This window comes from Desulfovectis peckii (genome assembly GCF_055391705.1).
In genome coordinates, this window is the sequence record NZ_AP042409.1 from 1,657,271 (window position 1) to 1,682,115 (window position 24,845).

At 42.9% G+C, this 24,845-nt stretch carries 24 protein-coding genes and 1 other annotated feature; of the genes, 9 read left to right on the forward strand and 15 right to left on the reverse strand.

Translation table 11 applies throughout. From position 1 onward, the window contains the following. Positions 1-14: 14 nt before the first annotated feature. From aspS to ACZ5NG_RS08220, 4 genes are all read right to left on the reverse strand, one after another. Positions 15-1,802, reverse strand: coding sequence for an aspartate--tRNA ligase (gene aspS / locus ACZ5NG_RS08205; RefSeq protein ID WP_464251327.1), 1,788 nt, complete (start codon positions 1,800-1,802; stop codon positions 15-17). A 2-nt stretch (positions 1,803-1,804) separates the two neighbouring features. Next, entirely contained in the window at positions 1,805-3,061 is a 1,257-nt protein-coding gene (gene hisS, locus ACZ5NG_RS08210; protein WP_464251328.1) for a histidine--tRNA ligase, read from the reverse strand. A gap of 185 nt (positions 3,062-3,246) precedes the next feature. Then, positions 3,247-3,467: a binding site (T-box leader), on the reverse strand. Positions 3,468-3,502: 35 nt separating this feature from the next. Further along, positions 3,503-4,420: an anti-sigma factor family protein gene (locus tag ACZ5NG_RS08215; RefSeq protein WP_464251329.1), complete on the reverse strand. Its 918-nt coding sequence runs from the start codon at positions 4,418-4,420 to the stop codon at positions 3,503-3,505. Beyond that, entirely contained in the window at positions 4,407-4,946 is a 540-nt protein-coding gene (locus tag ACZ5NG_RS08220) for an RNA polymerase sigma factor (protein WP_464251330.1), read from the reverse strand. Before ACZ5NG_RS08220 ends, ACZ5NG_RS08215 begins: the two co-directional genes overlap by 14 nt. Positions 4,947-5,077: 131 nt before the next feature. Here ACZ5NG_RS08220 and ACZ5NG_RS08225 point away from each other — a divergent pair, with 131 nt between their 5' ends. Next, on the forward strand, positions 5,078-5,302 hold the full coding sequence (locus ACZ5NG_RS08225; protein WP_464251331.1) for a DUF896 domain-containing protein: 225 nt from the start codon (positions 5,078-5,080) through the stop codon (positions 5,300-5,302). 19 nt (positions 5,303-5,321) lie between these two features. Further along, positions 5,322-6,041: an HAD family hydrolase gene (locus ACZ5NG_RS08230; protein WP_464251332.1), complete on the forward strand. Its 720-nt coding sequence runs from the start codon at positions 5,322-5,324 to the stop codon at positions 6,039-6,041. Positions 6,042-6,133: 92 nt separating this feature from the next. On the opposite strand, the gene ACZ5NG_RS08235 is transcribed toward ACZ5NG_RS08230, so the two are convergent. The 5 genes from ACZ5NG_RS08235 to recJ are packed head-to-tail and all read right to left on the reverse strand — an operon-like array spanning position 6,134 to position 12,695. Then, complete coding sequence (locus tag ACZ5NG_RS08235) at positions 6,134-6,754, reverse strand: MBL fold metallo-hydrolase (protein WP_464251333.1); 621 nt, start codon at positions 6,752-6,754, stop codon at positions 6,134-6,136. Positions 6,755-6,778: 24 nt separating this feature from the next. After that, on the reverse strand, positions 6,779-7,228 hold the full coding sequence (gene dtd / locus ACZ5NG_RS08240; protein WP_464251334.1) for a D-aminoacyl-tRNA deacylase: 450 nt from the start codon (positions 7,226-7,228) through the stop codon (positions 6,779-6,781). An 18-nt stretch (positions 7,229-7,246) separates the two neighbouring features. Beyond that, positions 7,247-9,424, reverse strand: a complete 2,178-nt coding sequence (locus ACZ5NG_RS08245; RefSeq protein WP_464251335.1) for a RelA/SpoT family protein — start codon at positions 9,422-9,424, stop codon at positions 7,247-7,249. Positions 9,425-9,457: 33 nt separating this feature from the next. After that, positions 9,458-9,976 carry an adenine phosphoribosyltransferase gene (locus tag ACZ5NG_RS08250; protein WP_464251336.1) on the reverse strand — a complete coding sequence of 173 codons (519 nt, stop codon included), beginning with the start codon at positions 9,974-9,976 and terminating at the stop codon, positions 9,458-9,460. A gap of 19 nt (positions 9,977-9,995) precedes the next feature. After that, positions 9,996-12,695, reverse strand: a complete 2,700-nt coding sequence (gene recJ / locus ACZ5NG_RS08255) for a single-stranded-DNA-specific exonuclease RecJ (RefSeq protein ID WP_464251337.1) — start codon at positions 12,693-12,695, stop codon at positions 9,996-9,998. A gap of 121 nt (positions 12,696-12,816) precedes the next feature. Between recJ and crcB (ACZ5NG_RS08260) the strand changes: the two genes are divergently transcribed. From crcB (ACZ5NG_RS08260) to grxC, 4 genes are all read left to right on the forward strand, one after another. Continuing rightward, positions 12,817-13,218 carry a fluoride efflux transporter CrcB gene (crcB, locus tag ACZ5NG_RS08260; protein ID WP_464251338.1) on the forward strand — a complete coding sequence of 134 codons (402 nt, stop codon included), beginning with the start codon at positions 12,817-12,819 and terminating at the stop codon, positions 13,216-13,218. Next, positions 13,218-13,595, forward strand: coding sequence for a fluoride efflux transporter CrcB (gene crcB, locus ACZ5NG_RS08265; protein ID WP_464251339.1), 378 nt, complete (start codon positions 13,218-13,220; stop codon positions 13,593-13,595). The genes crcB (ACZ5NG_RS08260) and crcB (ACZ5NG_RS08265) overlap by 1 nt, the downstream gene beginning before the upstream one ends. A 92-nt stretch (positions 13,596-13,687) precedes the next feature. Beyond that, positions 13,688-13,963, forward strand: a complete 276-nt coding sequence (locus ACZ5NG_RS08270; RefSeq protein ID WP_464253137.1) for a transcriptional regulator — start codon at positions 13,688-13,690, stop codon at positions 13,961-13,963. Positions 13,964-14,058: 95 nt separating this feature from the next. Next, entirely contained in the window at positions 14,059-14,316 is a 258-nt protein-coding gene (gene grxC, locus ACZ5NG_RS08275) for a glutaredoxin 3 (RefSeq protein ID WP_464251340.1), read from the forward strand. Positions 14,317-14,336: 20 nt separating this feature from the next. Here grxC and ACZ5NG_RS08280 read toward each other — a convergent pair whose 3' ends face one another. The 3 genes from ACZ5NG_RS08280 to ACZ5NG_RS08290 all read right to left on the reverse strand — a co-directional run bounded on the left by ACZ5NG_RS08280 (position 14,337) and on the right by ACZ5NG_RS08290 (position 16,662). Beyond that, a complete protein-coding gene (locus ACZ5NG_RS08280; RefSeq protein ID WP_464251341.1) occupies positions 14,337-15,059 on the reverse strand; it encodes an amino acid ABC transporter ATP-binding protein in 723 nt (240 codons plus the stop codon). After that, positions 15,052-15,717, reverse strand: a complete 666-nt coding sequence (locus tag ACZ5NG_RS08285; protein ID WP_464251342.1) for an amino acid ABC transporter permease — start codon at positions 15,715-15,717, stop codon at positions 15,052-15,054. The genes ACZ5NG_RS08280 and ACZ5NG_RS08285 overlap by 8 nt, the downstream gene beginning before the upstream one ends. A 105-nt stretch (positions 15,718-15,822) precedes the next feature. Continuing rightward, positions 15,823-16,662, reverse strand: coding sequence for a basic amino acid ABC transporter substrate-binding protein (locus ACZ5NG_RS08290; RefSeq protein WP_464251343.1), 840 nt, complete (start codon positions 16,660-16,662; stop codon positions 15,823-15,825). 292 nt (positions 16,663-16,954) lie between these two features. Between ACZ5NG_RS08290 and ACZ5NG_RS08295 the strand changes: the two genes are divergently transcribed. Next, on the forward strand, positions 16,955-17,836 hold the full coding sequence (locus ACZ5NG_RS08295) for a DMT family transporter (RefSeq protein ID WP_464251344.1): 882 nt from the start codon (positions 16,955-16,957) through the stop codon (positions 17,834-17,836). Positions 17,837-17,982: 146 nt separating this feature from the next. Here ACZ5NG_RS08295 and ACZ5NG_RS08300 read toward each other — a convergent pair whose 3' ends face one another. Further along, a complete protein-coding gene (locus tag ACZ5NG_RS08300) occupies positions 17,983-20,451 on the reverse strand; it encodes a sugar phosphate nucleotidyltransferase (protein WP_464251345.1) in 2,469 nt (822 codons plus the stop codon). 257 nt (positions 20,452-20,708) lie between these two features. Here ACZ5NG_RS08300 and ACZ5NG_RS08305 point away from each other — a divergent pair, with 257 nt between their 5' ends. Beyond that, positions 20,709-21,974 (forward strand): stalk domain-containing protein, encoded by a 1,266-nt coding sequence (locus ACZ5NG_RS08305; RefSeq protein WP_464251346.1) that lies wholly within the window; start codon positions 20,709-20,711, stop codon positions 21,972-21,974. A 24-nt stretch (positions 21,975-21,998) separates the two neighbouring features. Here ACZ5NG_RS08305 and ACZ5NG_RS08310 read toward each other — a convergent pair whose 3' ends face one another. Continuing rightward, the gene (locus ACZ5NG_RS08310; protein WP_464251347.1) at positions 21,999-23,216 is read right to left on the reverse strand and encodes a glycosyltransferase family 4 protein; all 1,218 of its coding nucleotides are present in this window, start codon (positions 23,214-23,216) and stop codon (positions 21,999-22,001) included. Positions 23,217-23,342: 126 nt separating this feature from the next. Beyond that, a complete protein-coding gene (locus ACZ5NG_RS08315) occupies positions 23,343-23,717 on the reverse strand; it encodes a carbohydrate-binding protein (RefSeq protein ID WP_464251348.1) in 375 nt (124 codons plus the stop codon). A 178-nt stretch (positions 23,718-23,895) separates the two neighbouring features. On the opposite strand from ACZ5NG_RS08315, the gene ACZ5NG_RS08320 reads away from it, so the two are divergent. Beyond that, positions 23,896-24,741, forward strand: coding sequence for a hypothetical protein (locus ACZ5NG_RS08320; RefSeq protein ID WP_464251349.1), 846 nt, complete (start codon positions 23,896-23,898; stop codon positions 24,739-24,741). Positions 24,742-24,845 lie beyond the last annotated feature (104 nt).

Sequence of the window (24,845 nt, forward strand, 5' to 3'; positions counted from 1 at the left end):
GTTCGTCAAACCTTTTAAGACTGTTTATTATTACCTTTCTTCTGGAAGGTGCTTTTAATATGCAGTTCCCTTAACTGTTTAGCATCTACTTCACTTGGCGCCTCCGTCATTAAGCAAGCGGCATTGGCAGTTTTGGGAAAAGCAATTACATCTCTGATGCTGTTTTTACCGGACAGCAGCATAATTAAACGATCAAAGCCAAATGCTATACCGCCGTGTGGAGGTGCCCCGTACTCAAAAGCATCCAGCATAAAACCAAATTTTTCGGCAGCGTCTTCCGGCGTTAAGCCGATGGCTTTAAACATCTTTTCTTGTACTTCCCGTCGATGGATTCTGATGCTGCCGCCACCGATTTCTACACCGTTTAAAACTAAATCATATGCTTTAGCTCGCACCTTTTCCGGTTGCTCTTCTAACAGGGCAATATCTTCATCCCTCGGGGCGGTAAAAGGATGGTGCATAGCGGTAAAGCGCTTTTCATCGATGTCGTACTCTAACAGCGGAAAGTCCACTACCCAGATAAAATTATAGCTGTCCTGCGGTATTAAATTCAACCGCTGAGCTAAATGTGTTCTCAGGGCAGCGAGTGCTGCGGCAACTACATCCGCTTGATCTGCTACAAAAAGCAGCAAGTCACCGGGTTGAGCCGCCATTTTATCTAAAATGGCATTGATTTCTTCCTCATTAAAGAACTTAGCAATTGGAGATTTAACCCCATCTTCTTTTACAATAAAATATGCTAAGCCCTTGGCTTGGTAATTGGCAACGTATGCGGTTAAATCATCGATTTCTTTACGGCTGAAGCTGCCACAGCCTTTGGCATTGATTCCCCTCACCTGACCGCCGTTTTTAATTGCAGAGCTAAATACTTTAAAACCGCATTTTTCTGCTATTGGCGAAATATCCTTTAATTCCATGCCAAAACGAGTATCCGGTTTATCTGTGCCAAAACGATCTATAGCTTCTTGATAAGATATTCTAGGAAAGGGAGTCTTGATATTAACGCCAATAGTTCGCTGATATAATTCAGCAAGCATTTCTTCCATCAAGGTAGTTACATCATCTACATCCACAAAAGACATTTCGATATCTATTTGCGTAAATTCCGGCTGACGATCCGCCCGCAAATCTTCATCCCGGAAGCAGCGCACAATCTGAAAGTAGCGGTCAATCCCCGACAACATCAAGAGTTGTTTAAATATCTGTGGCGATTGAGGCAAAGCATAAAACTTTCCGGGATTAACCCTGCTAGGCACTAAATAGTCACGGGCTCCTTCCGGTGTGCTTTTGGTTAACATTGGCGTTTCCACTTCAATAAACTGATGACGATCAAGAAACTCACGAACGTACATGGCCGCTTTGTGCCTTAAAATCAAGGACCGCTGCATTTCCGGACGGCGCAAATCAAGATAACGATATTTTAAACGCAGGTTTTCATCAACAGTAATACCGTCCTCAATATAAAAGGGCGGAGTTTTAGCCTTATTTAATACTTCTAAAGATTGAGCGTATACTTCGATTTCCCCGGAAGCTATTTTCGGGTTAACGGTGCCTTCCGGGCGCAAAGACACTTTACCTTTTACTGCAATTACCCATTCATTGCGAATCCCTTCAGCCAAATGAAATGATTCTTCATCAACTTCCGGACTGAATACCACTTGCACAACTCCATAACGGTCGCGCAAATCTACAAAAATAAGCCCGCCATGGTCACGGCGGCGTTGTACCCAACCCGATAGCACAACGGTTTCGCCATTATTCTCTCGTCTTAAATTACAAAAATGAGTGCGTTTCAAACTCATACCTATCTTCCTCCTAAAACCGTAAATATTTCCCCTTGGGGTATTTCTTGCTGTTCGCCGCTAGTCATGTTTTTCAGCATTACCGTATTGTTTTGCAGCTCATTTTCTCCGATAATGGCGACAAAACGAGCATTAAGTTTGCCGGCATATTTCATCTGCCCTTTCAAACTGCGGCCGAGATAATCTTTCTCAACTGCATACCCTGATTTGCGCAGTTCAGCCACCAGTTTAACGGCGGTTTTTTCCGCCTCCGGTGCAGCCGTTGCCACAAATACATCGGGGCACGGGTCGGCGGGAAAAGCAATTCCCTGCTGCTCCATCACCATTAATATCCGTTCCAGTCCCAAGGCATAGCCAATACCAGGTGTTGTCGGACCGCCACAGGCTTCCACCAGTCCATTGTAGCGGCCGCCACCGCCGACTGAACTTTGTGCGCCAATACCTTCTGCCATCACTTCAAAGGCAGTATGGGTATAATAATCCAATCCGCGCACCAACTTATGATCTATTATGTAGTCAATGCCCATTAATTCTAAATTTTGTCTGACTTCGGCAAAATAATCTGCACAATGGTCGCAGTGGGAATCCAGCATGGTTGGCGCCCCGGCAGCAAACTGACCGCATTTTTCATTTTTACAATCCAAAATGCGCAGCGGATTGCGCTCGAATCGCCGCTGGCAGGTGGGACAAAGCTTATCCAGATTGGGCCGGAAGTAGTCCTGCAGGTTCTTTCTTAGATTAGGTCGGCATTCAGGACAGCCCAAACTGTTGATATGCAGTTCTAACCCTTTTAAACCAAGTCGGTTGTAAACTTCCATCGCCATTGCCATTACTTCGGCATCTAAGGCAGGGTTGTGCGCCCCCAAAACTTCCACCCCAAACTGGTGAAACTGACGGTAGCGGCCGGCCTGCGGGCGGTCATAACGAAACATCGGCCCAATATAATAAAGCTTTACCGGTTGGGTTCCCGCATACAGTTTATTCTCCAGGTATGCTCTTACCACTGATGCAGTACCCTCCGGACGCAAAGTAATACTGCGATCGCCCCGATCTATAAAGGTGTACATTTCCTTCTCTACAATATCAGTTGTTTCACCCACACCCCTCTGAAACAACTCAGTATGTTCGAAAATAGGGGTGCGAATTTCTCTGTAACCGTAAATACGGCAAACTTCTCTAATTATCTGCTCGATGTACTGCCATTTTTCCACGTCTCCGGGTAAAATATCGTTAGTACCACGAGGTCGGTAAGTGAGCACAAACAATCACCTTACTTTCTAAAGTTATCCCTTCGCTATAAATACATAAAACCGGCTTCCGTTCAGAGGAAGAATGAAGCTATTGATAGTATTGACCAATCAGCAAATCATTAAATAATGCGGTCATGCTTAGATTTATGATACTTTCAAATATAAAAAACCGCCCCCAGCTATGCATAAGCATACCCAGGGACGGGATTTCCCGTGGTGCCACCCTGTTTGAACCGACAGGTTCCACTTTGCGGCAATAACGGTGCCTACCGGACTGGCCTAATAGATTTAAAAATCGTTCAGCAGTCACTCTCAGGTGTTCTTCAACGCATTCACTGTAGACAAGCTCACAGTCTACGACTTGTCCTCCCTGGACAGGAAATTAACGTCTACTTTTCCTGATCATCGATTTAACATTTTTACACTAAAGTGATTTTATTAAAACCGCCGTTATTTGTCAACAATTCGCAAAATAATTTTTGCCAGTTCCCTGTCCGGTTCAATTAGTTGCCCGGCAAACAGTTGTTCTCCATAGCCGATATTATCATCTAAATTATAATAAAAGGTATATTCTTTGTCATTTTCAAGCCGCAGCCTTACAACATGAGTAACGTTAATTATTTCTCGCACGGCATCCTGTTCCTTGATTTGCGCCTCGTTAATGGCAGCGGCCAGCTGCATCAGCGTTTTGGACTCTTCACTATCAATGACATAACTGCTGCCGTCTTCTTTTATTATTATTTCTGCCTGTACAACTTCACCGGGCGGAATAGCAGCAGCCATTAAAGGCACTGTGTAAACCGTATCAGGCACTGATGAAGGGTGGCTTAACGGTTGGATTTCTTTCAACGACCGCTGATCTAAAGCAATATCTTCCACCGGCGGGGATTCAACCATCGCATCGGCATTTTGAGCTGAGTCAGTTACTGTCGTCGATGTCACACCGACCCTTTCTTGTTCGGCAACATCTTCTTTCTCACTCATCTCTCTCGGCATCTGTTCTTGTTGCTCTGCGGTCATTAATATTTGTTCACTTTTGGGGATCGTATCTTTAGACTTGGTTTCAAACCAATACCCCCATGCCCCTAGGCAGGTAACCACTAACAATATTGACACTGCCGCCTGCAACCGGCGCGGCTTCTTCAAATTAACGCTTAGTGACTTTTCAATATTTCGTTCTAAATCCGACGGAATTTCAATATTATCCGCCCACTCTTTTAAGCTGCCGACTATTTGCTGCAAATGCATGTATTCGGCCCGGCATTTTGCACACTTTTTCAGATGACGATTGACTATTTTTGCTTGCTCAGGAGGTAGTTCGCCTAACATATAATCTGTCAACAAATGATAAACTTCAACACAGGTCAATAGATTCACCTCCTGAATTATCGTTCCGGGACATGACAAATTTCAGTTTATTTAATGCCCGATGCAGGCGGGACTTTACCGTACCTACCGGTATATCCAGAGTAGCGGCAATATCATTTAACGTCATATCTTGAAAAAAACGCAAAATCACCACCACTCGATGCTGTTCATCCAACTCGGCCAGTGCCCGTCTGATATCTAATTTTGTATCACTGATGTTTTCTACCGTATCAGCAAGCCAAATGTCTTCTACGGGGGTGGTGCGCTGGCGCTGACGTAAAATATCGATACAGCGGTTGACTAAAATGCGATACAGCCAACTTTTAAACTGCTGTGGTTGGCGCAGTTTGCCGATATCACGATAAGCTTTTAAAAGGGTTTCCTGTACGGCATCAGCTGCATCATGCTCGTTTGCCAGCATCCCCAAAGCAGTGCGGTACATGCCGTCGTGAAATTGCCTGCTTAGTTTTAAAAAGGCCCGCGCATCACCCTTGACTGCTTTTTTTACCAATATTTCATTAATCATCAAATCATCCTAATCGCTTACTGATTTTAATCACCTATATGATTAGGCGTTTAATCCGTTAAAAAAGTTCTTAAAAAAGTAAATTTCTTGGATATAATAGATCAATGTAATAGTTAAATGAGGTGATATTTTTGATAACTAAAGAGCTGATCAATAGAATAAATGCCTTAGCGCGAAAACAGCGCACTGACGGATTAACTGAAGATGAGAAAAAAGAGCAGCAACAACTGCGCCAAAAATATTTAGCGGCTATCCGCCAACAAGTAATTGAGCAATTAGAAACGATTAAGGCCAGCCAAAAAGAGGAGCCAAGTAACTGCTCTTGCGGCTGCCATCATAAGCACCGTCACCACTAATAACAGAAAGGATATCACTATGTTTAAGGCTGTACTTTTTGATTTAGACGGAACCTTACTGCCAATGGATATGGAAATATTTATGGAGGAATACTTTAAGCGGCTCACGGATGATTTTAGTGATTATTACCACCCTGAAAGTTTCAAATCTTATATCGGACAAGCCACCCTGGCAATGATTAAAAATACGCAACCTGATAAAACCAACCAAGAAGTATTTATGGAAACATTTATTCCATTGGTTAATCATAGGGCTGATGAGCTAATACCAATGTTTGATCGCTTTTACAATCAAAAATTTAATGAATTAGCAGGCTATACCAAGCCAAGCCCACTGGCGGCAAAAACGGTAGCGGTTTTTGTTGCCAAAGGCTGCCGACTGGTGCTGGCCACCAATCCCCTTTTTCCCGCCGTGGCCACCAAAGCGCGCATGGGCTGGGCCGGAATTGCCCACTTTCCATGGGAGTTGATTACCACCTATGAAAACAGCCATTTTTGTAAGCCAAACCCCGCTTATTATAAAGAAATACTGCAAAAGTTAAACTTAAAAGCGGAAGAAGTATTAATGGTAGGCAATGACCCCTTGGAAGATTTAGCTGCCGGCGAGCTGGGAATAAAAACTTACTTAGTTACTGACTGCTTAGCTAACCGTATAGATTCACCTTATAAACCGGATGCCTCCGGCACATTGGAAGACTTGTATCATGCCGCCCAAAATGATTTCAAAGGCGTCTTTTAATGTTAAAAGAGCATAGACACCGCCATCTTCAATACAAAAAGGGCTGAAGCACAGCACCACGAATCTTTATACGCAGTACTTCAGCCCCTTTGTTATGCCAGGAAAGGGTTGTGTCTTTTTTCTTGTCCAATCAATGTATCCGGTCCATGGCCGGGATAAACTCTGGTTTCATCGGGCAGGGTAAGCAATTTTTCTTTAATCCCCTTAACCAACAGCCCATGGTTGCCGCCGGGAAAGTCAGACCGCCCGATTGAACCGGCAAATAACGTATCTCCGGAAAACACTGCCGTCGGTGTTTTCAGACAAATACCACCGGGAGTGTGGCCGGGTACATGCAGCACTTCCAGTTGAACCGTACCGATATCAATGACATCGCCTTCTTTTAAGATTATGTCTGCCGGCTGGATACTGATTTTCTCACCCATAAATACCGAAAGATTTTTTTGCGGATCGGTTAACATTTCAGCATCAGCACCGTGGATCATTACTTTTGCTCCGGTGGCTTTTCTAATTTCATCCACCGCGGCAATGTGGTCAACGTGACCATGGGTGCAAACTATATACTTTAGTTTAAGTCCCAGCTTTTCTGCCTTCTTAATAATCTCCTCAGCGTCACCGCCCGGGTCAATTACCGCCCCTGCATGCGATTCTTCACAGCCAATTAAATAACAGTTCACGTCTAAATGGCCAGCTATTACGGTTTCTAAAATCACAGGGTAAAACCTCCCAGCAAATTATTAAAAATTCTTCTTACTGTCCAACAGCAAAGTTACCGGACCGTCGTTAACTATATTTACCACCATGTGGGCTTGAAATTGACCGGTAGCCACAGAGACACCTAATTTTTTTACTTCTTCCACAAAGCTTTCATAAAGGGCTTTTGCTTTTTCCGGCGGAGCCGCATCGGAGAAACTGGGCCGCCGTCCTTTGCGGCAGTCTCCATACAAAGTAAATTGGGAAACAGCCAATAACTCTCCCTGAACATCTATTAATGAATAGTTAAATTTACCTTCTTCATCTTCGAATATTCTTAAATTAACTATTTTCCCGGCTAAATATTCAGCATCTTTTATCGTATCATCAGTTTCTACACCAATCAGTACCACCAATCCGCGATTGATTGCCCCAATCACTTCATTTTCTACAGTTACCGAGCCCTTAATAACCCGCTGTACTACCGCTCGCAAAATTTACTACCTCCATTTTTAATGGTGCGGTGATTGGCCGCTGGCTACCCTCCGCACATTATAAACGTCCTTTATTTTATTTATTCTTTTCTGTAAAAACTCTAACTGCTCTAAGCTCTTCAGATGAAGGGCAAGCTCAATGGTAGCCATCCTGTCTTTTCGTGTTCGGGCAGTTACCCAGTTAGTATTTATTTTCATGTCTAAAAGAACATTGAGCACATCATTTAACAAACCGACACGATCAATTCCGTACACCTCTAATTTAACATGGAAAGGTGATTTGAAGTCCTTATCCCAAGCCACCTCTACCATGCGTTCCGGTTCTGCTTCTCTAAGGCTCTGCAGATTTCGGCAATCTTCTCTGTGAATGGAAACCCCTCTGCCCCGTGTAACATAACCGACAATGGGATCACCCGGCACCGGGTTGCAGCACTGTGCCAACCTAATTAGCAAGTTATCAATTCCCTTTACCCGAATACCTTGGGTGGGTTTGCCCCATTCGGCTTTGCTCGGCTGCTTCGACACAAGATCTTCCGCAGTGAGCGGTTTTTTAACATCGATATCTAATCCTTCTTTTAACTTGCCCAGCACTTGCTGAGCGGTAATTTGCCCCACACCGATAGCAGCATAAAGTTCATCTAGGTTATAAAAACTGTTCTTTCTACCTATTTCTTGTAATTTATCTATCTTTAGTATCGCTAAATCCAGGCCTTGTTTGATAACTTCCCGTTCCAGCAATTCCTTGCCCTTGGCAATATTTTTTTCTTTTTCCTCACGCTTAAACCACCGACGAATGCGCGCTTTAGCCTGAGATGTTTTTACTATGTTCAGCCAATCCTTACTGGGACCGCTTTGTTTACTGGTAATAATTTCAACTATGTTACCGTTTTTCAATTTATAATCTAACGGAACAATGCGGCCGTTAACTTTAGCGCCAATGCAGGAATGGCCTACATCGGTGTGAATGCGATAAGCAAAGTCTATCGGCACCGATCCGGCAGGCAGTTCTACTACGTCACCTTTAGGAGTAAACACAAAAACGGAATGAGCAAATATATCCAGTTTAAGGCTTTCAATAAACTCCCGGGCATCAGGTAAATCCTGCTGCCAATCCATTAACTGCCTTAACCAGGCTAATTTTTCATCGAAGTTTTTGTCCCCTTTGCCACCTTCTTTATAGCGCCAGTGTGCGGCAATACCGTATTCAGCCGTACGGTGCATCTCATAAGTGCGAATTTGAATTTCAAAGGGTTCGCCATGGGGTCCAATCACTGTGGTATGCAATGACTGATACATATTAGTTTTAGGCATGGCAATATAATCTTTAAATCTGCCGGGAATCGGTTTCCACAGTTCATGGGCAACACCCAAAGCGGCATAACAATCTTTTACGGAATCTACTAATATGCGCACTGCCAACACATCGTAAATTTCAGTAAAATCTTTACGCTGATCCTGCATCTTTTTATAAATAGAATAAAAGTTCTTCGGCCGCCCGTGAATTTCCGCTTTAATACCAATCTGATTTAGGCGTTCACTTAAAATATCAATTACTTTTTGAATAAATTCTTCCCTTTTTGCCCTGGTAGCAGCTACCAGCTCTTTTAATTTGTAGTATTCCTCAGGATAGCGGTATCTGAAAGAAATATCCTCCAGCTCCCACTTGATTTTGGATATGCCCAATCGATGCGCTAACGGAGCAAATATTTCCAAAGTTTCTTCCGCTTTTTCCCGCTGCTTTGCTTCAGATTGGTAATTTAAAGTGCGCAAATTATGCAGCCGATCCGCAAGTTTTATTAATACCACGCGGATATCTTTCGCCATTGCCAAAAACATTTTCCGTAAGTTTTCCGCTTGGCGTTCTTCTTTAGATTTAAATTCGATTTTTTTCAGCTTTGTTACCCCGTCAACCAACAAAGCTATATCTTTGCCAAATTCCGCTTCAATGTCAGCCAAAGTCACACCGGTGTCTTCCACGACGTCATGCAGCAGGCCGCCAACCAATGTTTTTATATCCATTTGCAGATCAGCTAAAATCATCGTCACCGCAACCGGATGAGTAAAAAAATCCTCTCCGGAATTTCTCTTTTGGCCAAAGTGTGCCCACTCTGCATAACGATATGCTTTTTGGAGGAAGGCGATGTCCGCAGTCGGATTATAACTTTTAACTTTTTCTATTATTTCTGTTAAGGACACCGAAAACTCCTCCTTTGCCTACAAATAATGATTTTAAATGTCATATTGAGCAAGAGTAATTATATCATAATTACCTAACCTCGCTCTACCGTTTAAATCAGTTAATTCTATGATAAAAGCCGCACCGACCACTGTACCGCCCAGCTGCTCAACCAGCTTTTGCGCTGCAGCCACCGTTCCGCCGGTAGCCAGTAAGTCATCTACCAACAGCACTCTCTGACCCGCCTGAACCGCATCTTTATGTATTTCCAAAGCATCTTCGCCGTATTCCAACGTATATTTGGCCTGCAGCACCTCTGCCGGCAACTTGCCGGGTTTGCGCACCAGCACCACTCCGGCTCCCAATTCATAAGCCAAAGGAGCGCCCAAGGCAAATCCTCTGGCCTCGGGGCAAACAACTAAATCAACCTTTAACGGACGGCAGCGTTCTGCCAGTTGTTGAATTGTCAGTCGAAAGGCTTGCGGATCTTTCAGTAGCGTAGTTATATCCTTAAAACTAATGCCCTTCCGTGGAAAGTCCGGTACAATTCTGATGAAGGATTTCAAGTCCAATACGGTATCCCCTTTCAATTTATAGGTAAGGTAGTTTGGTAATGCGTTTTAAATCGCCGCTAACCATTATAGTAACAAATTGCAGCCCTTCTAAAGCAACATCATTTGCCCAACAATAAGTTTTAGAGATATCTAAATCCAACTTATGGTCCGGTCTGGGAAGCATTCTCACTTTATAAACACCGTTTCGATAGCTAAATTTTAATAAGCCAAGTTCACTAAAAATTCTCATTGCCAGGGCTAAAGTATAATCTTCAACTAATCCGCCGCCATCCTCATTTAACAGTTCCTGCAATTGGTCAGCAGGCAGTGCTACCGCTTTCCCCATGCCAACCCGACGGATTAAGTGTTTATATAAGGCCACCAGGCAATCCCTTTCCGGAGCCAGCGTAGTTAACACCTTGCTGGCAGAAGAAATGTCCTCGGTGCTGAACATCAGATAAAGATCACCGCCCGAACCGGCCGCTTCTGCCGCAAACTGCAAGCCCTTTGCGCTGTACGGAGGATAATACAGTATCACTTTGCCTATATTTTTGATCCCCAATTGTTCAATCAAGGCCGGCGTTGTTACCAACACTGCCCCGCTGTCCGCCTTTGCCAGCTGCCTGATGTAACTTGCGGTTTCATTCGGGAACCCTCGGCAGTAATACACAATCCGGTGGGCAAGTTCAGGCTTTCTTAATGCCATGGAATGGGCCAGTTCAATCACCTGGTAACCGCTGGTCACCAAAATAACAACCGCTTCCTCACCGATTAAATCTATTAAGGTATCAAATCTATTTGGGCATTCCCGCAAATCATGTAGGTTTATTTTGTCCCAAAATTCTACAGACATTTCTTTGGTTTCGGTTTTAACCGGACCGTTTTGTTTATAGGTCTCCAGCCTTCTAAGAATATAATCCGGGCTGGATAAACGCAGTTCCTTGTTTTTTAATAACAATTGAGAATAACGAGTTAAATCTTCTGAAAAATACTCACAATAGATATTATTGCTGCGAATCTGTGCCCGTTTGACAATATCCTTTACCTTAAGTTGTACTGAGCGTCGCCCGTTCCATTCATTTATTTCCGGTTCAAAAGCTATATCCACATTGTCCGCGGTTGCCAGCATTTCTTCATAAGCTGCCAGATTAAAGCCGATTCCGTCCACCACTTTTCTTTTTCCCCGCACTTTAATCTTTAAGTGATTTTGTTGTTCGCCTACCTTGCGCCAATTTAACATCTGTAAATCCCGACTGCCGAAGACAGGGCTGGGATTACAGTGCCCAAAGGGTGCCAGCAGTGCTAATTGCTGTACCACATCTTCTGATAATTCATCAACGGAAACAATGGCATCCAAATCTATAGTGGGAGTTAAATCCTCAGGGGTGAGCACTTCATCAGCGTAACGGTTAATTTTTTGCCGGAATTTCTCAATATCGGCTACGCGAATAGTAAATCCGGCCGCCTTACAATGACCGCCAAAATTTATTAAGCAATCTTTACAGTGTTCCAACGCATTGTATAAATGAAAATTATCTATACTACGGGCAGATCCCTTGCCTATTTCTCCGTTTATGGACACCAGCAGTACCGGACGATGATAGATTTCTAACAGGCGTGAGGCAACAATACCGATTACCCCATCATGCCAATTTTCCGCTGCTAAAAGCAAAACTTTATCCTCAAGCAGTTCCGGCTGCTGCTCAATCATTGCCAAGGCTTCTTCCAGCACTTGGTTTTCAATAGTCTGCCGTTGTTGATTATAACGATCCAGTTCCAAAGCAATTTCTTTAGCCCGCTCAGGTTCAGGACACAATAAAAGATCTACCCCCAAACGCGGGTCACTTACTCTGCCGGCAGCATTGAGCCTAGGCGCTAATGCAAAGCACACACTGCGGGTATCAATACTGCGATTTGCCACACCACTTACTTCTTTTAAAGCACTTAATCCAATATTAGGACTGTTGGCCAATTGCTCTAAACCGCTCTTAACAATAACCCGATTTTCTCCTAACAGCGGCACGATATCTGCCAAAGTACCTAAACAAGCCACATCCAATAAGTCATACCACGCCCGTTTGGGCACACCAAGCTTGCGGTAAACAGCCTGTACCAGCTTAAGGGCCACACCGGCTCCCGCCAGTTCTTTAAAGGGGTAATTACAGTCCGGTCTTTTGGGGTTAACCACCGCTTCCGCTTGAGGTAGCTCCCTTCCCGGTTCATGGTGGTCAGTGATCACTAAGGTTAACCCCATTTCTTTAGCCAGTTTGGCCTCCTCCAAAGCACTGATGCCACAATCTACCGTAATAACTAAGCGGTAACCTTCGTCAAGTGCCCACCTCAATGTCTGTTCATGCAAACCGTAACCCTGCTCACGTTGAGGAATATAATAATCCACTACACCGCCCAAACGGTGTAATGCGTTTACCAATAGGGCAGTACCGGAAATGCCGTCAACATCATAATCGCCGTGTACTAATATCGGCTGACCCTTATTTAAACAATCTATCACTGCCGTCACTGCTTTATCCATATCCTTCATTAAGAAGGGATTGTGCATTACCCGTTTGCTTCCCAAAAAAACCCGTGCTTCTTCAACGGTATGAATACCGCGGTTAATTAACAATTGGGCTAATATTTCCGATATATTTAACTGATTAGCCAGTATCACTTTCAACGTAGGGTTTGATTGCTTTACTCGCCAGATTTTTTTATCGCCAATATTTTTGTTTCTCATAGACAGCTCCTAAATTTATTGTTATAGTTATAATTTTATTATAAACTAGGCATACTAGATATTCAATGTAAGCACCGAACGGTTTGTGAAAAACATGACAAGGGTTAGTCTGGGAGGATGTATGATCTATTTTTATATCGGTTTAGCCGGGGCCTTAGGAGCAATATGCCGCTTTTTGGTTGCCATCATCATCACGCCGTTTAACAACTCTGTTTTTCCTTATGAAACATTAGTTGTTAATTTAGCAGGAAGTTTTGCACTTAGCTTTTTAACCTTTTTATCATTAAGCCGCTGGCGGCAGAAAGAAAATCTGCGACTGGCGGTAACCACCGGTTTTATCGGTTCATTTACTACATTTTCTACTTTTTCTTTAGAACTGGTAAATCTGCTTAAATATCAACAATACATTCTCGCGCTGCTTTATGTAGCGATTAGTTTGGTCGGGGGACTGCTGCTTGCCTGGGCAGGCATGTATTTGGCAGAATATATCTGCAAAAAATTTACCTCGGTGGAGAGTCAATAATGATAACAATACTGGCAATTGGCTTAGGTGGACTTTTAGGCGCTACACTTCGTTTTACCGTTTATAATCTTTGCCATAGCAAAGGGGCCGCCGGTTTCCCTTGGGCTACTTTTGCGGTTAATATGCTTGGCTCTTTATTTTTAGGCTTGTTGTACGGCTTAGCGGCCGGGCAAATAATAGTTAATGAACAATTACTACTGTTTTGGGGCACAGGGCTAATGGGTTCATTTACCACCTTTTCTACCTTTACCCTGGAAGCTCTGCAAATAATTAAAAAAGACAAATTACTTCTGTCTGTAATTTATCTCATCGGCTCTGTTTTGTTGGGTATTTTCTTAGCCTTAATCGGCTTTTTAATCGGTCAGAGCATAGGCTAAAAAAAATAACTAACGAATAAAGTGAACAGCCCAGGGATATAATATGGCTAACAAAGCAACTAACGATGGTTAAAAGGAGGAGCAGAAGCGTGATTGAGCAGCTTACCATGACGGAATATTTACACGGAGTAACCAACAGGTTGCCTGCTGAAGCAGAAAACGTCTTAATAGCTCTGCGCGATGACGGGAAAATGAATAAGGAAGAACTCTCACTTACAGCCAAAGTTAAACGCGCTGTTCTGGATCATATTATTATGCAGTTATATGCCTTGGGTATGGTTGATGTAACGTCAGAGGGTAAAAGCAGGATTTGCTCTTTGACGGATTTAGGGGAGGTATACTTAAAGCTAATCAAGCAGGCCTCTTAGACCTGCTTGATTTTAATCAAATACAACAATTATAATTTTATGTAGGGCAGGTCACGGTCAGCCCTACATTAATTTTTTAAGGAGGTTTAAAAACAATGGCTAAAGTAGAGATCTATACCTGGTCAAATTGTCCTTACTGCGTAATGGCAAAGAACCTTTTAAATGCGAAAAAAATTCCTTATACCGAATATAACATTGACAATAATGAACAAAAAAAGGAAGAGTTATACCAAAAAACCAAGCAAACTACCGTACCCTTTATATTTATCAATGATCAATTTATCGGCGGTTATACAGATTTAAAAGAATTGGACAATACCGGTAAATTAAATGAAATATTAAATGAACTTTAGCTATTTAATAACGGCGTCAACTATAAAATTTTGCTTAAAAAAGATTGTGTCCTGGGGTTTTGGGGATTTTTAAAGATCTGTTCCGGTGTGCCTTCTTCTACAATTCGTCCTTCATCCATAAATATTACCCGGTCGCCTACTTCACGCGCAAAACCCATTTCGTGGGTCACCACAATCATCGTCATGCCTTCTTTGGCCAACTGTTTCATAACTGCCAGTACTTCACCGACCATTTCCGGGTCTAAAGCGGATGTAGGCTCATCAAACAGCATTACCCGCGGACGCATCGCCAGTGCGCGGGCAATAGCCACCCGCTGCTGCTGCCCGCCGGAAAGTTGATCAGGGTAAACATCGGCTTTGTCTTCCAGGCCTACTTTTCGCAGCAGCTCTAAGGCTATTTTCTTTGCTTCCTCCGGATGCATTTTACGCACTTTTATCGGTGCCAATACAATATTTTCTAAAGCCGTTTTATGCGGAAACAAGTTAAAACGCTGAAATACCATCCCCAATTCTTGGCGCACAAGATTGATATTTGTACTGGGAGCGGTGATATCTTCACCGTCAAAAAGTATGGTTCCTGACGTTGGCTCTTCCAAACGGTTAATACAGCGCAAAAAAGTACTTTTACCTGAGCCGGAAGGGCCAATAACTACTACCACTTCTCTTTCTTTAATTTCACAGCTCACATCTTTTAAAACCTCTAACTTGCCAAAGTTTTTATATAAGTTTTTCACTTTAATCATCGGTTTTCAGCCTCCGCTCCAATTTGTCCACCAGACGGGAGAAAGTAAAGGTCATAATAAAGTAAATGAGGGCAGTAGTTAGCCATAACTCAAATGTAGCGTATGTACGAGCTACTTCTAACTGTGTTTTGCGAGCCAACTCTTCAAAACCGATTACCGATAACAATGACGTATCCTTTAATAAGGCAATAAACTCGTTGCCCATGGGCGGGATGATCCGCTTAAAGGCTTGGGGAAGAATAACGTAACGCATTGCCTGAACATGGGTCATACCCAATGAACGGGCTGCTTCCATTTGCCCTTTTTCAATCGACTGCACACCGGCGCGAAAAATTTCAGCTATGTAAGCACCGCTGTTCAAAGAAACTGCCGCAATGGCAGTGGTCCACACATCAAAGCTAAAGTTATTCCCGGTGATTAACATCACCAGTCTGGGTATGCCAAAGTGAATGAGCATGATTTGTACAAATAACGGGGTACCGCGCAAAAAGTCAACATAGGCGGTACCTAAAAATCTGACGACTTTATTCCGTGATAACCTAGCCAAACCGGCGGTAAGACCAAAGACACTTCCCAGTGAGACGCCAATTAGGGTAATAAGCAGCGAAATTAAAGCCCCGTAAAATAACAAGGGCAGTGCATGAATAATATTTTCCATAATTCACCTCGTTTATAAAGCTAAAATGCATGAAATATGCGTAACGCCATTTTAACGTTACGCATATTTTTTGGCTAAAACTTATCTTTTATTACAGCAATACCGTTATGCCGGTTCACCGGGCAAATACTCCGGTGGTTCTACACCAAACCATTTTTGATAAAGTTCAGCAAACTTACCGTTTTCCTTCAGTTTTAACAAACCTTCGTTAATAGTATCCAACAACTCACTATTACCTTTTTGAACGGCAATACCGTAGTACTCATCGCCACCGAGAATATCGCCTACCATTTTAACTTTACCTTGACCCTTTTTGTCAATATATTCCTTAGTAACGGGCAGGTCATTAATTACTGCATCTGCACCGCCGTTCTCCAGTTCCATGAATACCAGGTCGGTGGTGTTAAAGGTTTTTACTTTCGCGCCGTATTCTTCCTTAATTTTGTTTGCAAAGTCAGCACCGGTAGTACCAATTTGTACGGCTATGGTTTTTCCGGCTAGGTCTTCCGGCTTGGTTATTTCATTATTTCCTTCTTGTACAGCCATAATCAAGCCGGCCTGATAATAAGGAACGGAAAAGTCAACTTGCTCCGCCCTTTCCGGTTTTATAGTCATACCGGAAATAGCAATATCAATGGTACCGGTTTGCACAGCAGGAATCAAACCGTCAAAGCCTAAGCTTTGCAATTCAACTTCAAAGCCCTGAACTTCTGCAATCGCCTTAATTAAATCGACATCAAAACCGACAAATTCCCCGTTTTCATCAGTATATTCAAACGGTGCAAAGGTTGGTTCAAAAGCGGCAATATACTTTGCTTTTTCCTGAGTTGTTTCCTGAGCGTCTTGATCTGCTGCTGGCTCTTCACCACCGCCGCAGCCTACCGCGGCAACCATCAAAGCCAATAAAGCCAGCATAACAAGGCCTGTTTTAAACAGTTTTCTCATTTTTTAAAATCTCCTCCCTTGAATACAAAGCATCTAGAATTAATAATTATACATTGGTTAGAACATATTCTCTGTCTATCAAAAAAATCCTGCTGGCATTTTAATACTTTTACAATATATTTTTTATTTCGCCATTGCTAAGAAATTAAGGATTATGTTTTGTAGCACAACAATTTTTAAAGCACACAACCTAGATTGTACCACCGGTTAAGGAGGAAAACAATATTTTTTGTTGAATAATGTTGTGTTTCATTGAGCCAATACATATGCGAGTAGGAGGAGCATTGGGAAAATGCAAAAAGCGGGGCATTTTAAGCAATTAAAGGCTGACTTGGCTCTGTTGGCTGTAGCCTTTGTTTGGGGTGCAACCTTTGTAGTGGTTCAGGACGCCCTGGCTGACATCACACCGCATTATTTTAACGCCATTAGATTTTCTTTAGCTTTTATTTTTTTGGCTTTAGTTTATTGGCGCCGATTAAAAAATATTAGCCGAAATACCGCTTTACGCGGGATACTTATCGGTATATTTTTATTTTTAGGCTATGCTTTACAAACGGTGGGCTTGCAGTACACTTCCGCATCTAACGCCGGTTTTATTACCGGCCTTTCAGTTGTACTGGTACCGATACTAACCGCAGTTATGCTGCGCAAATTGCCCACCCCCTTGGCCGTTTTGGGCGTAATCAGCGCCACTGTCGGCTTAACACTGCTCTCTTTAAACCAAGGATTAAGTAATATCAATGTCGGTGACATTTTGGTTTTCTTTTGTGCCATTGCCTTTGCCCTGCAGATAATTATGGTGGGGAAATACGCACCGCTTCATGATTCGGTACAGCTGGCAATCATGCAAATTGCCCTTGTAGCCGTGGCCAGTTTATGTTTTGGTGTCGCCACTGAAAATCCTCCGGTAGCTTTAACTAAAACGGTATGGATTGCCCTTTTAATTACCGCCATACCGGCCACTGCACTGGCCTTCTTAATCCAAAACACCGTACAAAAATACACCTCCCCCACCCATACCGCCATTATCTTTGCCATGGAACCGGTATTTGCGGCACTGACGGCATTCCTGGTAAACGGTGAAGTTTTAACAACCAAGCAGCTTTTGGGCTGCGGCTTAATTTTGATGGGGATGCTCATTGCTGAACTCAAAGGTGACAATGCCGGCCAGTAGTTAGGCAGTAAGCCCACTGCCTTGTCCATTCCGTTTAAGACCAAAGCATTTACCCGCACAAGATAACCGGAGCCTCCGACTGGCCAAAAACGCAGCGGAAGCTCCGGTTTATTTAAACTGCCTACCTTTTGCCAATAAATAGCGGCCTAGGTTCCGGTTATTTTATTGATCTTTTTAATATACATATCAGTAAGCTCCTGAGCTATTTCCATGCTGCTGCCTTCACTGTAAATGCGGCAAACCGGCTCTTCAGAATCGGGCAGTACCAGTGCCCACCCGTTGGGATAGTAAACCTTTACTCCGTCTAAAAGCTCCATCTTATCCGGTTTTTCCTCAATTAAACGCCGAATAACCTTACCTTTTGCCTCCCATGGCACTTCTACCTCGCGCTTATCTACAAAGAAAGTGGGGATTTCTTCCACCAAAGTTGATAACTTAATCCGCTGTTTAGCGCAAAACTCCAATATTTTAGTAAGTGCAGCCACGGCATCAAAATTAATTAAAAACTGAGATATTTTACTGTTATGCCGCTCATCCTCCGCAATAACCCTTTCAATAAGGTCATGAACGGAAGTTTTCGTGCGCACCACTTTGCCGTTATATCTGGATGCTAAATCATCTATTGCCCGCGGTGCGGTCACCGGCACTACAACCGGCCCGCTGCGCTCCTTCAACAACACCAAAACCAACAGTGCGGTCAGCTTTTCTTCTTGAATACTTCGCCCCTGCTCATCAATGAGAACAATGTGCTCACCGTTTAAATCAATTACCGCCCCGGCATGAGCGCCGGCCGCCGTTACCGCCTCACCTATTTTCGGCACCATTCCCAGACAAGCCTGCCAGCTTAAAGGATTAGTGTTCTTATCAGCCGGTGCTAAATTGTCTACTTTAAAGTTGCATTCCTCGGCAACTAAAGAGATATATTCTTCTAGGTTATTGCGGTCATAGCCCATTACAATGTGATACTTTTGAGCACGTAGCGTATCTATGTCAAGCAGTGCCAATAAATCTTTTATATATGCCTTTGTTTGGCTGGGCACCCTTTCTGTCACTGAAATCTGATTAATATCGGCACGCCTACAGTCGCCACGGGCCAGCTTGTTTTCAATTTTTCGCTCAACACTGCGACTGATGTTTCCGCCCCGGGAATTAGTAAATATTATGTTGATTTTATCAGCGCGCAGGTGGGATGTTTTAATGTGCACCCCCCCTTGACAACCCATTTTGCGCACTGCATAACGGTGTAACGGGGTGACGGCATTATCTAAGTTTAGCACTCTTACACCGATCGATTGCAGCCCGCTGACCAGCGCGTTTTTAATCATTTTGCACACCGGATAACTGTCGCTTGATACCAGAATTTTAGAGTGAACTTTAGCAATGGAACCAAAAGCCGCACCCACACTGCTGGCAAATTCCGGTGTGATTTCGATATTAGCCAATCCACTGATGCCTTCAATGCCAAATATATTTTTAGGGGAATTTGTCCCCCAAACAACACTGCGATGCACCACCGCACCTTTTTCCACTACTTTATTCGGCCACAATTTTACATCCGGTTTAATTAAACTGCGTTCTTTAACAGTGGTATCGTCACCGACCACACTTCCTTCATATAATGAAGCATTGGCATAAACCTTTACTCCGTTACCTAAAACGGTACTGCGCAAGGAAGCTTTCGGGCCGATATACACCCCGTTACCGATGACGCTTCTTTTAACCGATGCTTGTTCCTCAATACAACAGCCTTCACCGATGACGGTATAAGGTTCAATTTTTACTTTCGGACCGATTTTGCTTCCTTCACCGATTAAAACCGGCCCTTTGATTTCTGCCGTGGGATCAATAATTACATCATCATCAACCCAGACTTGGGGCCTAATTTCCCGGGCAAAGGTATTCACCCGCACCTTTCCCGCCAATACATCGTGATGAGCTTTTAGATACTGCTTTAAATTGCCGATATCACACCAATAGCCGTCCAGCACTACACCATACATTGCTTTCCCTTTTTTCATCAACAAGGGAAACAAATCTTTGCTAAAATCAAATTTTTCACCGGCTTTAAAATAATTTAACACTTCCGGTTCCAGTATATAGATCCCGGTGTTGACAGTATCACTGAATACTTCTCCCCAACTGGGTTTTTCTAAAAATTGACTAATCCGCCCGTCTGTTTCAGTAATTACCACCCCATATTCCAACGGGCATTCCACCCGTGTTAAAACTATGGTTGCCAAAGAGTCTTTACTGCGATGAAATTCAATTGCTTTGCTTAAATCAAAATCCGTCAAGGCATCGCCGCTGATCACAATAAAAGTTTCATCCAGAAAAGCTTCTGCGTTCTTAACACTGCCGGCTGTTCCCAGCGGCACTTCCTCCAAAAAATAACGCATGTTTACCCCAAATTCACTGCCGCTGCCAAAGTAGTCTTTAATGGCGTCGGGAAGATATTGCAAGGTTACCCCGATCTGTTCAATACCGTGCTCTTTTAACAAATTAACAATATGTTCCATCATTGGCCGGTTCATTACCGGCATCATTGGCTTTGGGCGAGTACAGGTAAGTGGCCTTAGCCGTGAACCCTCACCGCCGGCCATAATAACTGCTTTCAACAACAACCCCTCCTGTGGAGCTAATCATTGCTATTATTCTGGCTTAACCTTGGATCTTTTATACAATTTAAGGAGAATATAGATCCGAATATAAAACATCAGGTTTATCCAGATGTTATATATGTGTATGAAAATTTATATCCGGCATTACCGCTAAAATCGTTAACCAATGTATTTTATTAAAGGGCAAACGACAGCTTTGTTGAATATTGAATAACTAACTATATGTTTCAAACTAATTCATCCGGAGGTAGCCTATGAAAAAGTTTACGGCAATTTTGGTTTCTGTATTTGCGCTATTGCTTTTTCTCTCTCCGCAAGCGGGAACGGCCCAACCGCCTGACAAAGAGATCAAGGTTTTTATTGACGGAGTACAGGTTGACTTTGACGTGCAACCGGCAATAATCAACGATCGCACGTTAGTTCCTTTTCGCCCTTTAGCGGAAGCATTAAATGTCAATGTACGCTGGGATGCAGCGGCGAAAACTGTTACCGCCGCCAACAACGGTACCCATATAAGCCTGAAAATTGACAGCCCTACCGCATATAAAAATAACCGCCCACTGACCTTAGATATGCCGCCGACCATTATCGACAATCGCACCTTGGTGCCGCTGCGATTTTTCAGTGAAGCTTTTGACTGTCAGGTTAGTTGGGATAATTTAAATTACCTAATTCACATTAAATCCAACCCATCATCGTCTTATCACTTGTATGTTTTAGGTTATTATGCTTTAGGCGATCAGCAAAGCAGCAGCTGGACCGACCTTTTTGGCCGCCCATACCCGCACACGGCTACCGGCAATACCGATGCCGTTGATAGTCTGGCTTTGGGTTGGTACAGTATTGACGCAAAGGGAAACCTGATCACGGACAGCAGCACCGGTTGGCGCCGGCCGGAGGGCTGGGTTATGGTGTTGGAAGCAGCGGAAAAATACCGGCTACAGACGGAAATGGCAGTTCATTTAACTGACGGCCAAGGCGTGCTAACTAACTTAATAACTGACAGCAAGATGAGGAATAATGCCATAGCCCAAATAGCTGCGGAAGCAAAACTTTATGACGGAGTTAACTTGGATTTTGAAGGTTTGGGTTGGCGGGAACAAGGTGCCGGTTTAACAGCGGTGAGAAATAACTTTACTGATTTTGTCAATCAACTGGCGGCAGAATTAAAGAAAGAGGGCATTAAATTAACATTGACATTGCATGCCCCTAACAGCGCCTATCAGGGTTATGATTATCAAGCATTGGGACAAATAGCTGACGAAATAGTCATTATGGCCTATGATTACGGGCCAAAACCCGAACCGATAAACTTAGTCAATGATGCCATTGTCACGGCGAAAGCATTGGTACCCGCTGAAAAGCTGGTACTGGGCATCTCCGCCCCTTATGAAACGGCGGAAAGCATGGCAAATAAAATTAAGCTGGCCAAAACCCATCACTTAAAAGGTATCGCCCTTTGGCGGTTGGGTTTGGTCAGCGATGAACAATGGGCAACGATTAAAGGAACTCTGTATTAATTTACAGAGTTCCTTTTTACGGTATTAGGCCTGATGCTGCAGTTGGTGAGTTTCCGACCACTGGGTGCTGTGATATTCAGACAGCACACTGCGGTATAAATCAACTGTTTGCTGGGCAATTGTGGACCAATTATACTTATCGATTACATCTTGATATGCCCGTTCTTTTAGTTTGGCTGCAGACTGCGGATTTAGCAAAATATGCAAAATGTTATCTGCCAATGAATTGGCATTGCCGGTATAGGCCTTTAAGCCGTTGATGCCGTGACTGATGATCTCCGCTAAGCCGCCGGTATCCGATACCACTACAGGCGTACGAAAAGCCATGGCCTCTAAAGCCACTATGCCAAAAGGTTCGTACAAACTGGGGAATACCGCCACATCAGCAAAGCGGTATAAGCTGTTGCGGGTTAGGTCATCTACATAGCCGGCAAAATAAACCTGCCGCTCAATTCCCAGTCTTCGTGCCTGCCGCTTTAGCGCTAATAGGTGCGGCCCTTTACCGGCTATGATGAACTTAGTTTTGCCATGATAATGAAGTATTTTGGGTACGGCATCTAAAAGCACCTGTACACCCTTTTCTTGAACAATTCTGCCTACATATAAAACAATCTTTTCATCATCGGCAGCATAGTCACTTCTTTTTACATCGCGATTATAATCATTAAAATTTTCTAAGTCCACCCCATTAGGAATAACTTTAAGCTTATCTGCCGGCACTTGAAACACCTGTTGCAGTTCCCGATGCATATAGTTGCTGCAAACTATGATTTTCCAGGCTTCATAGCACAACCACCATTCTATGTCACTGATTTGGCGCTGCAAATCGTTGTGCAAACCGTTGTTGCGTCCGTATTCGGTAGCATGAATTGTCGCTATCAACGGCAGTCGCCAGGCATGTTTCAGTGCCCGGGCGGCGTAAGCCACCAACCAATCATGGGCATGAAGAACATCGAAAGACAGATTTAAATTACGCATTATTTCCAAGCTCTTTTCCAGCATGGCCACGTTTAACTGCATGGCCCAAGTGACAAAGTCCCGAGAGCTTACCATATAAGGATTTACCCGATAGACATAAACCCCCTGCTTATTTTCATAGTTCGGTATCCCCGATTCTCCGACCGTAATAATATGTACTTCATGATTTTGTTTGGCCATCGCCCTTGTCAAATCATATACGTGCTGAGCTAATCCGCCGACACTTTTAGGCGGATATTCCCATGAAAGCATTAAAATCCGCACAAATGTACCTCCTTCTACAATAGTCTTATATATTATCTTCCAACCCAGTAATATTTAAACAACAAACTGCAAGCATAAAAAATAGGACTCAAATAATTGAGCCCTAACATAAAAATTGTATTTTTGTTATCCGTTATGCACTTCATAGGACCAGTTTTTGCCGTTGTTGTTATCCCAGTTGTTCGCCGGATCACGGAAGCAAAAGTTAAAGCGAGTACCGACATTAGGCACTTTTAAAGTCTTGACAAAACCCCAGCCGGTTTTAGCCATGCGCAAATCCTGTACGCCGTTCCAATTGTCGGCATCACCGAATCCACAGTGCAGATAGACAGTGTCTGCCCCGCTTTGAGATAACAAGCCGTTATAAAATACCACTATTTCTTCCCCTGCCGTAATCGGCACCGGATCTACTACTACACCGCCCGGATATTGGGCATCATGCATATCTTTTAAACGGAAGGCACCGCTGTCATGAGAACCAAAGTTGGATTTAACTGCCATTAGATATACCTCCCCATTTTTATTCAAGCTTAGTATTAGAATGACCGCTTACTTTTATCACAGGAAAAATAAGCTTTGCCGATAATAAATTGCTTTTATAAATCAAACATTCTTTTTGTAACACCCATGGTAACAAAACCATATAATGTAAAAGCAATAATAAAAAGGAGGGATATTCGTGAAAAAGGACATTGATGACTTTAATTACGAAAAGCAAAGTTATCTCGTCCGCAAAGAAATAGAATACCTAAAAAGAACCGCTAAACATCTGGGCGCCATGCTAGATGATAAATCCAAATGCAGTTTACCGAACATATGCAAGTTAATTGAGGATATCGATAAAAAGTTTAATTATATACTGAGCAAAAAATCAAAATACGGACTTTATGAAATCAAGAGAGAAATCAAAGAAATTGAAGAGCGCTTAAAAGATGAGTTTGGCAAAATTGATAAAATTAAAGAGCTGCTTTCAAACCCCAAATTTGGCTTAAAAGAAATTAAGTGCGAAATTCATAACATTGAAGAAGCCATATTCAGTCCGACCTTTGGCTTAAGCGAAATAAAAAAAGAAATTAAGGATATTGAAGATAATGTAAAAAAATTACCAAAAGACTGTAAGGATATCATTGATATCATCGTCAGCCCGACTTTCGGCTTAAGTGAAATTAAAAGAGAGGTTGCCGGTATTGAAGATGTCATTACCTCTCCCTCTGTCGGTTTAACGGAAATAAAAAAGGAAGTCTCGAACATTGAAAAAGCCGTTTTCAGTCCGAAATTCGGTTTAGAAGAAATTAAAAAAGAAGTGCGTGACATTGAAGATTTACTGACGGACAAAAAATTTGGTTTAAAAGAAATTAAATGTGAAGTTTTTGATATTGAATGCAAACTGGATAATCCGGAATTTGGCTTAAAAGAAATCAAAAAACAAATTCAAGAAATTGAGTGTAAGTTGGATTGGATTATGCAAGTTATGAAAAAAAAGGAACACAAGCACTTCCCCGATGACCCCGACTGCTGTTTTTAATTTAACCGTACCCACATGGTTTTTCCGTAAGCCATGTGGGTTTTTCGCTCATTCTCAATGTATGTCAATGTAACAATTATTACCTTATGTCATATTATGTAAAA